11 protein-coding genes are annotated in these 15,404 nt (G+C 69.2%); all 11 read right to left on the bottom strand.

Going from position 1 to position 15,404, the window contains the following annotated elements; translation table 11 throughout:
• The 11 genes from ABD830_RS22325 to ABD830_RS22275 all read right to left on the bottom strand — a co-directional run bounded on the left by ABD830_RS22325 (position 1) and on the right by ABD830_RS22275 (position 15,289).
• Complete coding sequence (locus tag ABD830_RS22325; protein WP_344990430.1) at positions 1-672, bottom strand: anti-sigma factor family protein; 672 nt, start codon at positions 670-672, stop codon at positions 1-3.
• On the bottom strand, positions 672-1,181 hold the full coding sequence (locus tag ABD830_RS22320) for a sigma-70 family RNA polymerase sigma factor (protein ID WP_344990428.1): 510 nt from the start codon (positions 1,179-1,181) through the stop codon (positions 672-674). The genes ABD830_RS22325 and ABD830_RS22320 overlap by 1 nt, the downstream gene beginning before the upstream one ends.
• Before the next feature lie 27 nt (positions 1,182-1,208).
• Positions 1,209-1,985 carry an enoyl-CoA hydratase-related protein gene (locus ABD830_RS22315; RefSeq protein WP_344990426.1) on the bottom strand — a complete coding sequence of 259 codons (777 nt, stop codon included), beginning with the start codon at positions 1,983-1,985 and terminating at the stop codon, positions 1,209-1,211.
• Positions 1,986-2,017: 32 nt separating this feature from the next.
• Positions 2,018-3,298 (bottom strand): ferredoxin reductase domain-containing protein, encoded by a 1,281-nt coding sequence (locus ABD830_RS22310; RefSeq protein ID WP_344990424.1) that lies wholly within the window; start codon positions 3,296-3,298, stop codon positions 2,018-2,020.
• Entirely contained in the window at positions 3,295-4,836 is a 1,542-nt protein-coding gene (locus tag ABD830_RS22305; protein ID WP_344990422.1) for an amino acid adenylation domain-containing protein, read from the bottom strand. The genes ABD830_RS22310 and ABD830_RS22305 overlap by 4 nt, the downstream gene beginning before the upstream one ends.
• Positions 4,837-5,456: 620 nt before the next feature.
• Positions 5,457-6,038, bottom strand: a complete 582-nt coding sequence (locus ABD830_RS22300) for a hypothetical protein (RefSeq protein WP_344990419.1) — start codon at positions 6,036-6,038, stop codon at positions 5,457-5,459.
• Positions 6,035-6,745, bottom strand: coding sequence for a hypothetical protein (locus tag ABD830_RS22295; RefSeq protein WP_344990417.1), 711 nt, complete (start codon positions 6,743-6,745; stop codon positions 6,035-6,037). Before ABD830_RS22295 ends, ABD830_RS22300 begins: the two co-directional genes overlap by 4 nt.
• Positions 6,742-7,779, bottom strand: a complete 1,038-nt coding sequence (locus ABD830_RS22290; protein ID WP_344990414.1) for a COG1470 family protein — start codon at positions 7,777-7,779, stop codon at positions 6,742-6,744. The genes ABD830_RS22295 and ABD830_RS22290 overlap by 4 nt, the downstream gene beginning before the upstream one ends.
• 102 nt (positions 7,780-7,881) lie before the next feature.
• A complete protein-coding gene (locus ABD830_RS22285; protein ID WP_344990412.1) occupies positions 7,882-8,523 on the bottom strand; it encodes a hypothetical protein in 642 nt (213 codons plus the stop codon).
• Positions 8,524-8,594: 71 nt separating this feature from the next.
• Positions 8,595-13,742 (bottom strand): ThuA domain-containing protein, encoded by a 5,148-nt coding sequence (locus ABD830_RS22280; RefSeq protein WP_344990409.1) that lies wholly within the window; start codon positions 13,740-13,742, stop codon positions 8,595-8,597.
• A gap of 266 nt (positions 13,743-14,008) precedes the next feature.
• Entirely contained in the window at positions 14,009-15,289 is a 1,281-nt protein-coding gene (locus ABD830_RS22275) for an ROK family transcriptional regulator (RefSeq protein ID WP_344990406.1), read from the bottom strand.
• Between the last annotated feature and the right edge of the window lie 115 nt (positions 15,290-15,404).

Below are 15,404 nucleotides of genomic sequence, written 5' to 3'. Positions count from 1 at the left end.
CTACAGGTGCCTGTCGAGCAAGATGCGCCCGTCCTTGGTCAGCCGGACGTCGATGCTTCTGATTTGCTTCTTGGTCAGCCCGGTCGTGCCGACGGGCATGGTCGTGGTGTCGGGCGACGCCATCCAGGTAGCCAGCCTGGTACTGCTGCCCAGCGCATCGGTGACGTACATGGCGTACTCGAACGTCTTGCGTGGGGCAGGGGCGGCGGGTACGGCGTAACGGCAGGTCAACTCCACTCGGGTGCCCCAGGGTTCCTGGATGACGCGCACCTCGGCGGTGACAGGGCTGGGAATCGTCTGCAGCATCGGCAGGGCGGCCTCCTGCCGCTCGGGCAGGAGCGGGGACGCCATCAGCCCGGCAAGGGCCGCCGCGATGGCGACCGCGGTGGCACGTATCCGGCCCCACCGCCGGGACCGCCGGCTGGAGTCCATCAGCTTGGGCAGCAGACTCGCCGGTACCTCGGCAGGCGAGGGGTCGGCGTGCGGCGGGCGCAGGGCGCGATCCGCCGGGACGGCCGAGAGGATGCCGGGTATGCCGGCGAGCGAGGCGACCGCCTGCGAGCAGGCGGCGCATCCGTTCAGGTGCTCTTCGTACTCGAGTCGTTCGCGGGGTGACAGGGCCCCAAAGACGTACGCCGCATCCCATTCCGCGTACGGATCCGTTGAGGACATCAATGAGTGGTAACCCCCCTTTCCTGCAGCGCAAGTCGCAGGGCCCTGAGAGCGTAGTGCAGTCTCGACTTCACCGTGCCGGGCGGCAGGTCGAGCTCGTCGGCGAGCTCGGCGACGGATTCGCCGCCATAATAGGCGCGCACGATGACGGTCCTGTGGTTCTCCGACAGTTGCGCGAGGGCGTCGGTGACCAGCCAGGCGTCGAGTGTGGCGTCGATCTGGTCGGCGCTGGACGTTTCGGGGAGCCGGTCGGTGCCGACTTCCCGGCGTACCCGAGCGCTGCGGCTATGGTCGATCACCACGTTCCTGGCCACGGTGTACAGCCAGGCGCGCGTCGCCGTGTCACCCTTGTGGAAGACCTCTGGACTCTTCCACGCTCGTAGCAGCGTTTCCTGGACGACGTCATGGGCGAACTGGTTGTCGCCGGTCAAGCGGACAACGAAGCGCCACAGCGCGGGCGCGTGCTCGTCGTACAGCGCCCGCAGGAGTGCCGCATGCGCGTCGGTCATGTCCACACCCATGTGAGAGGAAGGAGGTTACTTTCCCGGGAAAGCGGGCCTTCGCTTGCTCAGGAAGGCTTGCGTGCCCTCGTGCATGTCCTCACTGGTGAACGCTCGGCGGAAGGCGTGCGCCTCGATGTCGAGCGCGGCGCCGATCTCCCGGCCGCGCGAGTCGTTGACGACCTCCTTGGACAACGCCACGGCGACCGGCGAGTTCGCTGAGACCAGCGCTAACGACTCGTACGCCGCCTCCAGCATCTCCTCCCTGGTCACGAACACCCGGTTGACCAGGCCGATCCGCAGGGCCTCCCCGGCATCGACGTTGCGGCCCGTGTAGATCATCTCCCTGGCCCGGCCGGGGGCGACGTGGCGTTGCAGCCGCACGCATCCGCCGAAGGCGGGGATCAGCCCGAGCCGTACCTCCGGTTGGCCGAATACGGCGTCCGCCGTCGCGTAGATGTAGTCGCAGGCCATGGCCAGCTCACACCCGCCCCCGAGCGCGTACCCATTCACGCAGGCGATCACCGGGAACGGCGCCGCCTCGATCAGCCGGGTGACCTCCTGGCCCAGCCTGCCGAATTCCTCGCCCTCCTCCGGCGTCATCGCCGCCATCTCCCGGATGTCGGCACCGGCGACGAAGGCGCGTTCTCCCGAACCGGTGAGGATCATCCCGCGGAAGCCGGTCAGGCCGGTGAGGAAGCGTTGCAGCTCGGTGAGGGTCTGCCGGGACAGGGCGTTGAGCACGCCGGGCCTGTCAATGGCGAGCGTCACGATCCCATCATTGTCGTCGACCGTCAGTGTTCGGAAAGCCATGGATCATCCTCCAGAGATCACGCGCTGTCAGGTCAGGAATCCCAGATCGCTCCGTACGCGGGGACACCTCGCATCTCAAGTTGTTCGACGAGGTGCCATGTGGTCTTCTTGTTGGAGATGCAGATGATCGCCTCGGCGTCGAACTCCACATACACCCGGTAGGCCAGGGCCAGAAGGTCGGGCTTGCCGTTGGCATCGGTGTCCCAGACGACCGCGTCCGGCTGCACGGCGAGGATCTCCTCCACCAGTTCGTCGCCGTATGTCGTGCGGGGGTGCCGTGTCGACCAGACCAGCCGCGACGGCGTGTCGCGGGACAGCAGGTGCGGCAGGCACGGGCCGATGCCGCTGCCCGTGGCCACCCAGACGACGCGCGCGAACAGCTTGTCGATGTTGCCGACGCCGGCCGTCGGTATGCCCTTGACCCACAGGTGAGAGGGACCGTCGTCGATCAGCGACCCCGTCCAGTCGCCGGCCCGCGAGACGGTGAGCCGGAAGCCGTTCCTGCCGGGGGTGGGCACATTGGCGAAGGAATGCCACTCAAGCAGCGGGTTACGGCTCACGGTGGTCGACGAGCCCGCGAACGGCGTGACGCCGTAGTCGAACCCGAGCAGGGCCACGTGCGACGACGGCCTGGAGATCCGGACCGGCACGCGCCGCAGGCGCAGCCACGGCAGCGCGATGCTGAGGGTGATGGCCGTGAGCGCCCAGAACGTCGCCTGGTGGGCTGCGGTCAGCAGCGCATGCGCCCAGAACAGGGCGAGCACCGTCCAGCCGCCGAACCGGTGCACGACCTCGAACACGTTGTGGCGCCGCGCCCGCAGCGAGGGCAGCGCGAAGACCACCATCGCGACCAGCAGCGCCAGGATCGCGTACGTGAGCGTGAGCAGCCCCGCGGAGACCCCGGCGGGGTGCACGGTCATCACCCCGGCGAGGAAGGCGAACCACAGGGTGGCCGCGACCGCCCCGCCGACGTGTAGTCCACCGAAATGGTAGACCTTGCCAAGAATGCGCCGGACCGCCAGCGGCCAGCGGACGGGGGCATCGGTGGCCACGTGAAAGAGCAGGTTGATGACGTACTGCTGGCGGATCAGCACGGCCAGGGTGACATTGGCGACTACCAGGAGGGACAGAGTGCTCGGGTCGTCCCACCAGCCGGCGGTGATCGCGTGGACGAGGAACCCCGTGTTGACGGCCAGTACGACGGCGGCGAGCCGGTTGTAGTGCATGAAGCGCCGGCCACTGCCCAGGCTCCTGATCGCCGAGCGCGGCGGAGGCAGTTCGAGCTCATCTGATAAGGAGCGCACAACCGTCATGCGACCACCTCGATCAGCGGGTCGATCAGGTCGGGCAGGGCGTTCTTGTCGACCTTGCCGCGGTCGGTCATCGGCAGCTCGTCCACGGCCACGATGCGGGAGGGCACGCAATAGTACGGCAGCGTCTGCTCGACGGCCTTCCTCGCCGCCTCGACGTCCACGCTCGCCGGGCTGACGAAGCCGATCAGCTCGCCCTCGCGCAGGACTGTGGTGGCGCGGACGCAGTCCGCGGTCAGCTCCAGCGCGCCGGTGACGGCGTCCAGCTCGACCCGGAAGCCTCTGACTTTCACCTGGTCGTCGGTGCGGCCGTGGTGTTCCAGCTCACCGTCCGGTGTCCAGCGGCCCAGGTCGCGAGTGCGGAACATCAGGTGGCCGCCGCCATGGAAGGGATCGGGCCGGTACCTCTGCATGGTCAGGACGTCGTTCCCGAGATAGCCCGCGGTCACGCAAGCGCCGCCCGCCCACATCTCGCCGATCTCGCCGATCGGGCATGGCCTGCCGTTCTGGTCGAGGATGTAGACCGTGGTGTTGGGCAACGGTCTGCCGATGGTCAGGACGCGGCGCTGCGGATCGTAGCGCTGCATCGTGTTGACGATGGTGACCTCGGTGGGTCCGCACGCGTTGTGGAAGGCGCTGAAGCGAGACCAGGTGTCCGCCAGGTGCTGGGGGCAGCGCTCGCCCGCGACCGCGACCACCTTGACGTTGCGGCACCGAGAGGCGTCGAGGGAGCCCAAGATTCCCGGGGTGGCGATGACGACGTCGACGTCGCGCACGGTCTCCTCGATGTCGTCGCCGCGGATGACGAGCGTGGCGCCGTGCGACAGGGCTCCAAGGATCTCCCAAACCGCCATGTCGAAGGCGATGTTGAGGATCTGGGCCACCCTGGTGCCAGGGCCGATTCCCAGGGAGCCCGGCTCGTTCAGCAGGATGTTGCACAGGTTGGCGTGGGTCACGTTGACACCGTTGGGATGGCCGGTCGTCCCAGAGGTGAAGATGACCACCGCCACGTCGCCCGACCCGCCCGGGACTCGCGGGGACCACTCTCCCGAGCGCGGGACCTCGTCTACCGCGATGACCTCGTGACGATCGCTGGAGGGGATCCTCGGCGCCGAATCAGAGGAGGTCAGGATCACCTTGATGGAGGCCGTGTCGATAATGTGGCGCAGGTGGACGGCCGGGGTGATCCGGACATCCTGCGGCACGTAGGCCGCGCCGACCTTCAAGATCGCGAGGATGCCCACGACCATCGGGATCGACCGCGTCATGAACAGGCCGACGCGGTCGCCGGGACGCACACCACGGTGGGCGAGCGACGCGGCGAGTCGGTCGGCTTGGCGGTCGAGTTCCAGGTAGGTCATGCTCTCGCCGAGATGAGTGACGGCGGTCGCGGTCGGCGTGGCCTTGGCGTGGGCCTCGAAGGCATGGTGAATACGGTCGAACGCCGGGGTGGCCTCTGGGCCGGTGCCGAAACTCTGGAACAGGATTCGATCCGCAGAAGGCAGATCGACGAGAGCAGAGTTATTCAGACGCAGTGTCACTGGAAGTCTCCCGCTGGGTCGACGTGAGCTTGCTGTCCGCGTTTGGCTGATCTTCGAAACGATGTAGCCGCCGAACCGGTTCAACGATGGGGCGAACTTTTCGCAATCGATTCGACCTGGCTGCGACGGGGCCTCGGTAGCCACCCCCGGCGCCTGCCGGGTGCCACACCGCTTTCATGCGGGCACCGCCGACCAGGACGTCCTGGTCGGCGGTGCCGCCGGAGACGCCGACGGTCCCGACGAACTGGCCTCACGGGGTGCGGTGCCGACGCAGGATCGTCGCCGGGGTGACCGGGAGGAGCTCCGCCCACCGGTGGCGGTGGATCAGCCGCGACGGCTCGGGCGCTCACAGGCCCCAGCAGGTGAAACGCGAGATCCACCGGCAGTTGATGGCCGGGCCGTTCGGTATAGGCGTCCCGGCCGGGCTCGAAGTGGTGGACTTACCGCACCAAGGGCAGACACCCAACGGACGCCTCACCCGTGGACCGCCGTGTACGCCCAGCACCGTCCGGACTACGCGCGCGCATGCCATCACGCTTGCCCGGCGACACCTTGATGAGCGCCTGTCCAGAAGTTCTGGGTTGCGCCCTCCTGTTGTATTCGCCAATCCCCGGCCGAATTCAGCGCCGGACACCCATGCGGTGCCGCCAGGCGAGGGCGATCCAGGCCACGAGGGCGACGAGCGCCACGAGGACGATGATGCCGATTTTGAGGGGAGTCCCCATCGCGCCTTGGTCGTCCATCACGGTCGCCGGTGCGGCGGCCTTGTTCCGCGCGGGCGCCGTCGCCTGCCCCGTTGCGGGGGCGGTCGCCGCCACGGGTGCGGCGGCGACAACGCCCGCCTGCACCTTCACCGTCGCTTTCGCCTTGGAGGGCTCGGTCGCGGTCACGGTGACCCGCCACTCGCCGCTCGGCAGCGGCTCGGCGGAGTGGTAGAGGTTCTGGCCCTCTGGCGCCGACCTGAGCGGCACCGGCCCGAAGGAACGGCCGTCTGCCGAGGTCGCCTTCAGCGTGGCCTCGATGATCTCCGTTACGGGATGGCCGTCCTTCTTGTACGTGACCAGCACGTTGACGTTGTCGGCGCCGTCTCCCGTCACCTCCAGCTTGATCGGCCCGCCGTGGGCGGAGGCCGCCGGTGCGCCGAGCACCAGCATGAGCCCGGCCAGCAGGACGGTGAGGACGTATGCCGGTGCCTTGTTCACGAGTCGTGACTCCCCTCGGGTTCGGTGTCGGGGGTGAGCGCCCCTTCGCCGGGTGATGTCGGTAGGAACACGTGCTGGTGGCCGTAGCCCGCGTCGATGTTCACGGCGTCGAGAGCGGTGGCGCCGATCGACCAGGCGAAGAGCGCGTCGGCGCGTTGCCGTACGGCCAGGTCCATGGCGGCGGCGCGGGCCGGTCCGGTCAACCCCCGCGCGGCCGCGTAGGTGTCGACGGTCGTGGCGAGCTGCCGTACGGCGGAGGCGAGACTCGACCGCGCCACGTTGGTGGCGGTCTCACCGGACGGCGGGTCGGCGAAGCCTTGGATGGCCGCGGCGGCCGCCTGCTGCCAGGCCTCGACGTCGGCGGCGGTCACCGCGACGGGCCCCGCTGTGCCGTCGGACGGCATGGCCCGGCTCAGCCCGTCGAGCACGGGCAGGAGCCGGGTCCGCGTGCCGCGGGCCAGCTCCGTCAGGGCCTTGATCTGCGTTTTGTCGCGGAGGGCGGACTCGGCACGGAGACGGTCGGCCGTCTGCTCGATCGAGTCCGGCCGGGTCAGCGCGAACACCACACCGCCGGCGACGATCGCGCCGAGCGCGAACGCGACCGCGAGGGCGAGCACGCGGGCCCACGTCGCACCCTGTGCGGGGGCCGGTTGCCTGGGTCGGTTGATGGTCGCCACCTCCTGAGGACGGATGTCGATGGCGCTCACGCCTCCTGAGGCGTGCCTTTGCCGTGGAGCATGATCAGCTTCTCGATGCGCTTGCGGCGCCAGGCGGCGACCAGCCGGACGGCGAAGGGGGCGAGGATGAGGAGGACGAGGAGGGCGAGCTGCGGCCACGGCAGGGCCCAGACCGTGGTGTCGATCGCCATCCGCTGGGCGGTGACGCCCGGGATCGGCTTGCCCGCGGGCGAGGGGATCACCGTGACGGTCGTGCCGATGGGACCCAGCGGCCAGGCGCCGGGCACCCGTGCGACGAACGTGCGGCTGCCGCCCGGCATGAGCTCCCTGGCCTTGGCCGCGGACGGGTCACTCCAGTTGTTCTCGCCCACGAACGTGGACGTCAGGACCCGGTTGTCCGCGACCAGCCGGACGTTGCCGACGTTGGCCACGGTGTAGGTCACCTCGACGGATCCGGCGGCGAAGGGATTCCACGATCCCGTGTACTCGGCCTGCACGTCGCTTACCGCCACCTTGGCCACATAGTCGCCGGTGACGCGGATGTTCAGGCGGACGCCCACCCGGTTCTGGACCCGTACCTGACCGGAGACGGTCTCCAGGGACGCGGTCACACCTGCGGGGTGATCGCCCGGCGTCGCGTTCTGGGGGATCGACACCGTCACCGGCACGACGGAGGTGGCCCCGGCGGCGATGGTCACCTTCTCGGGAACCGCTATCCAGGAGCCGCCGTCGGTCGGTTTCGCGTCCGAGGGCCGCATGTCGAAGTAGCCCTTGGAGGTCAGGTAGCCGTCGTTGGCGTCGATCGCGAAGTCGACCGGCTGAGTGGAGCGGTTGACGACCGCCACATGCTCGACCACCTGCTGCCCGCCGGCGAGTTCGAGGTCGATGACGCTGCGGCCGTCAGGACCGTCGGCGTTGGCCGGAACGACCGACCAGGTGGTGTCGGCGTTGGACGGGGTCGCGAACGTGACCGCGGTGACCAGGACGGCGACCAGCAGGGCAACGCCGACAGCGGGTAAGACGGCGAGGTGGGCGAGGGCGCCTCGCGAACGGCTTGTGGTCAACAGAGGTGTCTCCAGTCTCATCGTGGTCGTCCGGGACCTGCGCCAGGCCGGCCGGCACAGGTCCCGGACGCCCACAGCGGGCGATGGCGTCCTGCCTCCGGTTCAGGACTGGTTGAAGAGGGAGAGCGTCAGAGTCGAGTGGTACTCGCCGGCGGCGACGTCGGCGGGAGTGCGCAGCGCGAGGCCGGCGTTGACCTGCCAGGTGCCGATCTCGTCGGCGGAGTTCGCGGTCGACACCAGCAGTTCCTGCCCTTGCAGGCCGACGGTGGGCGCTCCCGAGCCGTCTGAGATGACGCTGGAGACGGGCTCACCGGCCGCCACCGCACCGGAGGAGGAGTCGCTCAGCAGGCGCGGCCGCCAGCCCAGGTACTGCGGGCCGATGGGCGGCGCCGAACCGCTCGTCGCGGTGAACTCGCTGGCCTGGCCGACGACCGCCCAGAAGTCACCGGCGGGGATCTCCTCGGGCCGGCGGCTGTCGGTCACCGTGACCGTCGGCAGCGTGCCGACGAACTGGCGGGCGGCGGCGTTGGAGCCGTCCTCCCGCAGGGCCACTCCGCCGTTGTCGGCGACGGTCATGGACAGCTCACCGGGAGTGGTGTTCGGCTCGATCGTCACTGACACGTCGATGCCGTTGTCGGGTTCGTCGTCCGCCACCGCGGGACCGCCCACGCCGACGCCGGCGGCGGTGAGCGCGACACCGAGCATCGCCGCGGCGAGTATCTGTGTGGTCCTGTTCATTTTCATGTGTTCGCTCCATTGAGGGGGTGGGGCCGGTCGGCTGCTCGGCCGGCCGGCCCCGGTTCTGCTGTCGGCGCTCAGCGGCAGCTGAGCGCCGGGTAGGCGGCGTCGTACGACGAGGTGACCTGCCCGCCGCCGATCGTCGCGGTCCCCTTCACGGTCACCGTGCCCGCGTCGATCTGCCCGGCCCGGCTGTTGAAGGACTGGTACGCCTGCTTGCCCGGGGCCACGTCGGCCACGGTCTTCGAACCGAACGGGGTGGTCAGCGTCACCGTCGCCGGCACGTCCGAGCCGTTGACGGCCGTGACCGCCACGTACGCCGAGGTGCCGATGCAGCGGGACGAGGCGGAGACCGTCAGCTTGACCTGCGGCGCGGACGCCGAGATCGTCAGCGTCAGCGTCTTGGCCTCTTCGACGTTGCCCGCCTTGTCGGCCGAGCGGTACTTCAGCGCGTGCTGCCCGTCGCCGGTCACGGTGACCGGTCCGGTGTAGGCGGTCCAGGCACCGCCGTCGAGCTGGTACTCGGTCTTGTCGACCCCGCTGCCGCCGTCCTCGTCGGCGGCCTTCAGCGTGACCGACACCGGGCCGGTGAACGTGCCGCCCGCCGGCTGCTCCGGATCGGTCGTCGCCGTCGTCATGGGCGCGGTCTTGTCCGAGCCTGCCTTGGTCAGGTGGAAGTAGTCGAACGTGACCGTCTTCGACGCCGACTGGTTGGTGCCGATGGTGTACACACCGACCTTCGCGCCGGTGGCCACCGCGGTGTTCTCCACCGTCGCGGAGAGATCCGTCCAGGTCCGGCCGTCGGAGGAGTAAGAGCCGGTGTAGGTGGTGCCCGCCTTCCTCAGCCGCAGCCACCACACGCCGCCGGTGAGGTTGTTCACTTGCGGCTGCGGGTTCTGCACGGTGCCGCCGGCCTCGCTGCGCAGTTCGATGCTCCGCGCCACCGTCGAACCTGCCGAGTTGGTGGTGAGGAAGTCGAGCTTCACGTAGTCGTCGTCGCCGGTGTACACCATGAGGCCGCCCTGCTGGTACTGCTCGGTGAGCGCCGAGGCGTCCACCTTGGTCTCCAGCGTCCAGTCGCCGCTCGGCGCCGTCTGCAGGATGAAGTTCTTCGGGCCGGTGTTGCCGGTCCCGTAGATGTCACCGGTCGTGGTGTCGAGCTCCAGCTTGCCGTTGCCGACGCGCGCCGCCGTCGCGTCCGGGCGCACGACCGCGTTCCAGCGGCAGGCGTCGAGCGCGGTGCCGTCGAACTCGTCGTCCGGGGCCGGCGCCGTCGCCTTGTCGTCCGGCGTGATGTGGAACCAGTCGAAGGACGCGTCCACCACCGGGTGGCCGGCCCCGGCCAGCGAGATCAGGCCGATCTTGGGGTTGGCGATCCCGGCGAGCGGCTTGGTCTGCGGCATCGCGGTGAACGTGGTGCCGTCCGAGGAGTAGTGGGCGGTGATGTTGGTGCCGTCGCTGACGAACCGCACGTACACCGTGTCGGGGTAGGCGTCCCCGAGGTTGGCCGAGTTGCTCTGCGACACCTCGTTCGGGCTGCCGTTCTCCTCCCGGATGAACTGGAAGATGCGGCTGGCGTGGTCGGAACCCGAGGTCGACCGCGCCTCGAGCACCATCTTGGCGTAGTTGTCGTCGTCGCCGTAGATGAGCAGGCCCGCCTGCTGGTACGCGTCACGCGCGTCCAGCGTGAGCTTGGCGGTGGCGGTCCACGCCCCCGACGGCGCCGGCTGCACGACGATGTTCGGCGTGTTGCCGCCCGTGCTGTAGATGTCGGTGGTCGAGGTCGGGATCACGAGCTTGCCGTCCGCGACCCTGAGGTCCTGGTTCTCCCGGATGACCGACCAGCGGCCACGGTCGAGCCCGGTGCCCAGGAAGTCGTCGGAACGGCCGGTGAAGCAGACCGTGGCCGCCGCGTCCACCTTGACCGGGACCCGGGCGGTGGCCGAGGCGCCCTTGTCGTCGGTCGCGGTCACCGTGGCCGTGTAGTTGCCCGGCGCGGTGTAGGTGTAGCTCGCCTCGGCCGTGGTGGGCTCCGGCGCGCCGGTCACCCCGAAGTTCCACTTGTAGGTGATCGGGTCGCCTTCGGGGTCGGTGGCCGTCGCCTTGAAGCCGACCTTCAGCGGGGCGACGCCCGTCGCCGGGGTCGCCGTCGCCGTCACGGCCGGATGCTGGTTGTCCGTGGCGCCCTTGCCGACGAAGTCGACCCAGTTGACGTTGACCAGGTAGGCGTTGTCGGCCGTGCTCGCCGGCTTGCGCACGACGAAGTACAGCGGTCCGCTCTCGGTCGGTGGGTTGGTCAGGTCGAGTGTGACGTCGGTGAACGTCTGCCAGCCGCCGGTGGGCGGCACGTCGACCGAGCCGACCAGCGCGCCGGTCTCGGGGTCGCCCGCCCGGACCTGTACGGTTGCGCCGGCTCCGCCCGAGGAGGCCCGGAGCCGGATCGCGGTGACGTTCGACAGGTTCACCGGGTCGAACGACCACCAGTCGCCGTCCTGGACGAACGCGATGTGCTGGTTGCCGCCCTGGGTGTCGGTCGTGGTCTCCGCCTGGACGCCTGCGGCGTCGGTGCCCTTGCCGTCGGTCACCCGGCCGGTCCGCGCGAAGTGCTCGGCCTGCTTGCGCTTGGGCTCCAGGATGATCTGGCCCCGCCCGGTCAGCGGTCCGGCGCCATTGGCGCCCCCGTCGGTGTAGCTGGCCTCGATGGCGTAGAAGAGGTTGTCGTACTCGCCGTGGCCCGCCTGCTGGGTCTGCAGGGTGCCCTCACAGCCCTTGAGCTGGTCGAGCGGGTGGCCGTGGCTGTCGTGGCCGAGGATCGCCTGGATCTTGACCTTGTCGCAGTCGATCGTGCCGTCCTCGGCGTCGGTGACGGTGACCTTGAACTTCACCTGGTCGCCGAACTCGAAGAAGGCGCCGTTCGGCGGAACGTCCACCTTGACGGTGGGACGGGTGTTGCCCGCGCTGATCGGCACGCTGGCGGTGGCGGTCTTGCCGTCGGGGGTCTTGACGGTCAGGACCACGCTGTAATCACCCCCCTTCTCGTAGGTGAAGGTGGGGTTGGGGTCGGTGGAGTCGGTGTCCCCGTCACCGTCGAGGTCCCAGGCGTAGGTGAGCGTCTTGCCCTCCGGGTCCCGGCTGCCCTCGCTGGAGAACTTGACCGTCAGCGGCAGGGGCCCGTCGGTCTTGTCCGCCGTGGCACGGGCGATCGGCGGTCGGGTGCCCTTGGTGTACTCGATGCGGTAGATGCCGGAGTCGGCGTTGTCGCCGCCGAAGCCGGATCCCCACTCGATCATGTACAGCGCGCCGTCGGGACCGAACTTCATGTCCATCGGCTTCTTGAACGACAGGGAGCCGAGGATCGGGTTCATCTCGACGACCTTGCTGCCGTTCTCGTCGAGCTGGAACGACCACACCTTGTCGTTGTTCCACTCACCGAAGACGGCCTTGCCGTCCCAGTACGCCGGCCACTTCACGTCCGACTGCAGGTTCGGGTCGGAGCGGTAGACCGGGCCGCCCATCGGCGCGCCACCGCTCAGCTCCGGGAAGTTCTGCGGGTCGGCCGCGTAGTGGTACCAGATCGTCGCCGGGATCACCGGCGGCAGGCTGGTCAGGCCGTCGTTGTTCGGCGACTCGTTGACCGGCGCGGCACAGTTGAACGGCGACCCCGACTGCTTGGTGGCGAAGTTGTAGTCGACGTACGGGGTGTTGTTGCCGATGCAGTACGGCCAGCCGAAGTTGCCGGGCTTCGTGACGAGGTTCCACTCGACCGTGTTCTGCGGACCCCGGGTGGAGCTCGCCGCGTTCGCGTCGGGACCGTACTCACCGAGCATGATGTTGCCCGTCTTCGGGTCGAGACCCATGCGGAACGGGTTGCGCAGGCCCATGCCGTAGATCTCCGGCTTGGTCTTCGCCGTGCCCGGCGCGAACAGGTTGCCGGACGGGATGGTGTAGGTGCCGTCGGCCTCGGGGTGGATCCGCAGCAGCTTGCCGCTCAGGCTGTTGGTGTTGCCCGCGGTGCGCTGGGAGTCCCAGTTGGCGCGGCCGGACTGCTCGTCGAGCGGCGCGTAGCCGTCGGAGGCGAACGGGTTGGTGTTGTCGCCCGTGCCCAGCCAGAGATTGCCGGTCCTGGGGTCCATCACCATGCCGCCGCCGTGGTGGCAGCACTCGGCCCGCTGCACCGGGACGTCGAGGATCTTCTTCTCGCTCGACAGGTCCAGGGTGTCACCGGTGACGGTGAACCTGCTCAGCCGGTCGACGTCCGTCCCGGTGGGCGAGTAGTAGAGATAGACCCAGTGGTTGGAGTCGAAGCCGGGGTCGAGCGTCAGCCCGAGCAGGCCGCTCTCGTTGGCGGTGAAGACGTTCAGCTTCGCCGCCGTCACCGTGCCGCCGGTCGGCTTGATGATCTTGACCTCGCCGAGGCGGTCGATGTAGAAGACCCGGCCGTCCTTGGCGACGTCCAGCATCATCGGGTTCGACGTGCTGTCGTCGAGCGTGACCTTCTCGAAGCTGCTGCTCTGCGAGGCCGAGCAGTCGGCCTTGACCGCGCCGGCGGCGGTCTGGATGCCGCCGAGGAGCAGCTTCAGGAAGTTGGGCTCGCTGTAGTTCTCCTTGAGGTGGCCGAGCCCGGTGTACCACGAACGGCCGCCGTCGAAGTCCTGACACCACGTGTTCGGGTGGTCGGCGCCCATCGTGGCGCCGGTGTAGGACTTCTCGTCCATCGACGTCAGCACGTGGACCGTGCCACGCGGGTTCGCCTGGTAGTCGTACCATTCGTCGGTACGGGTCCAGGTCGTCGGGAGATCCTTGGTCGCCGGGTGCGCCGGGTCCTCGACCTTGACCGTGGCCTGCTGGATCGCCGGGTGCTGCTTGAAGTACGCCCCGACCAGCTTGCCGTACCAGGCCCAGTTGTAGCCGCTGTCGGCGGCGGCGTGGACGCCCACGAAGCCGCCGCCGCCCTCGATGTAGCGCTGGAAGGCGTCCTTCTGCTCCTGCGTGCCCAGCGGGTCACCGGTCGTGGACATGAAGACCACGGCCTGGTACTGCGCCAGGTTCTGGTCTGTGAACAGGGCGCTGTCCTCGGTCGTGTCGACCGCGAAGTTGTTGTCCTGGCCGAGCTTCTGCACGGCCGCGATGCCCTCGGGGATCGAGTCGTGCCGGAATCCAGTCGTCTTCGAGAAGACGAGCACCTTGAAGGCGGGCTCCGCCGCCGTGGCGGCCTCGGCGCTCACGGGCGCCGCAAGGGGTATGAGGAAAGGGGCGACGAGGGCTAAGGCCATCGTGGTGGCGGTTCGACGTCTCGGACGCCGTCCGCCTTCTGGCAGGACCGCGTTGAGCAGCCCCGCCGCCCGCGCCCATGTTCGAGGACGTGGTGACATGGAAAACCCTTCCTGACCGGGGGGACGTCAGGCAAGGCGCGCGCCGCCGCGCTGTTGCCACTTGGTGGTAGCGGATAGTGCGGTTGCTGGAGGGTGCCGTCTCCAGGTCTGTGGGGCCGTCAGTAAGGTGCCGGCCTGCGGAGTGAATCCAAGATCGTCGTCGGATCGTCGATGATGTGGTTGACCACCATGCTCGCGGCGCCCCGGGAGGCGGCGCCGAAGCCGAGCGTGGAGGCGACGAATCGGCATTCGGCGGCGGGAGCGGCCACTACGAGCCGTCGCAGCTGATCTTGTGCGTGCGGCAGGAGCCACTGGGCCAGTGAGGCGAAGTAGCCGCCGATGACGATCACCCGCGGGTTGAACAGGTTGGCCAGGATCGAGCCGCCGAGCCCGAGCCACTCGCCGACCTGCGCCACCGCCGTCATCATCCGCCGGTCGCCCGAGGCAAGGCCCCTGGCGATGTCGGCCACCCGTTCGCCGGGATCGGGCACCGGCATGCCGGGCAACCCGTAGGCCTGTTCGGGCATGGCCGCGCGGACGAGCGCGGCCAGGCCGACCTTGGTCTCCCAGCAGCCGATGCGGCCACAGCCGCATCGGTCGCCGTTAGGGTCGACCCGCAGATGTCCGACCTCGCCGGAGAATCCGTCCGCTCCGCGCAGAAGTTCGCCGCCTGAGATGATGCCGCCGCCCACGCCCACCTCTCCGGTGAGATAGACCAGGTGGGGCGTGCCGGCGGCGACGCCGGAGGTGTATTCGGCCAGGGCGGCGAGGTTCGCGTCGTTGTCCACCCGCACCGGCACGCTCTGTGGACCGAGTATGGAGCTCAGCTGCTCGGCCAGGGGCAGGTCGCGCCAGTGGAGGTTCGGCGCGAGTGTCACGACGCCGCGTGTCACGTCCACGAGTCCGGGGACGGCCACCGCGATGCCGGTCGGGACCGCTCCGGCCCGCCGCATCGCCTCCACTGCTTCCTTGGCCACGAGCCCGAGCCGGCGCACGGCGAGGTCCGGGCCGCTGCCCATCGCGTCGTGGACCACCCGGCGCTCGACCAGGCTCCGGCCGCTCAGGTCGGTGCCGTGGACCGCGATGTAGTCGACGTTGATCTCCATGCCCAGGGCGCCGACGTGCGCGCCGTGCAGCGCCACCGCCCGTCGGGGACGCCCGATCGCGCCCACGTGCTCGACACCGACCTCCCGCACCAGCCGCCGTTCCAGGAGCTCGGCCATGAGATTGGAGACGGTGGCCCGGTGCAGCCCGGTCGCCTGCGCGATCTCGGCACGGGACAGGGATGTGTGGTCGCGCAGTTCGCGCAGCACCAGCGAGAGGTTTGCCCGGCGCAGCGTGGCGGGACCCGTCGGCGCGGCGCCGCCAGGGGGGCGGGAGCGGGACGGTCTGTACGTCACCCGCACCACCTGCCCCTTTGTTTGTCTCCGAGATCAATTAATCAGGGTTGTAACACGGCGATGTCGGACTACGCACCCCTCAAGTTCGTAACGAGTTGGCATCGCTCGCTTCCCC

It is taken from the genome of Nonomuraea helvata, assembly GCF_039535785.1.
GTDB classification, from domain to species: Bacteria; Actinomycetota; Actinomycetes; order Streptosporangiales; family Streptosporangiaceae; genus Nonomuraea; species Nonomuraea helvata.
Note: the sequence above shows the minus strand (reverse complement) of the source record. Positions and strands in the feature narration are given on the sequence as shown.

What these genes read in the sequence shown, in the direction of transcription:
- ABD830_RS22310 (WP_344990424.1), bottom strand. Translation starts at nt 3,298, where the DNA reads ATGACGGTTGTGCGCTCCTTATCAGATGAGCTCGAACTGCCTCCGCCG.
- ABD830_RS22285 (WP_344990412.1), bottom strand. Translation starts at nt 8,523, where the DNA reads ATGAAAATGAACAGGACCACACAGATACTCGCCGCGGCGATGCTCGGT.
- ABD830_RS22325 (WP_344990430.1), bottom strand. Translation starts at nt 672, where the DNA reads ATGTCCTCAACGGATCCGTACGCGGAATGGGATGCGGCGTACGTCTTT.
- ABD830_RS22315 (WP_344990426.1), bottom strand. Translation starts at nt 1,985, where the DNA reads ATGGCTTTCCGAACACTGACGGTCGACGACAATGATGGGATCGTGACG.
- ABD830_RS22320 (WP_344990428.1), bottom strand. Translation starts at nt 1,181, where the DNA reads ATGACCGACGCGCATGCGGCACTCCTGCGGGCGCTGTACGACGAGCAC.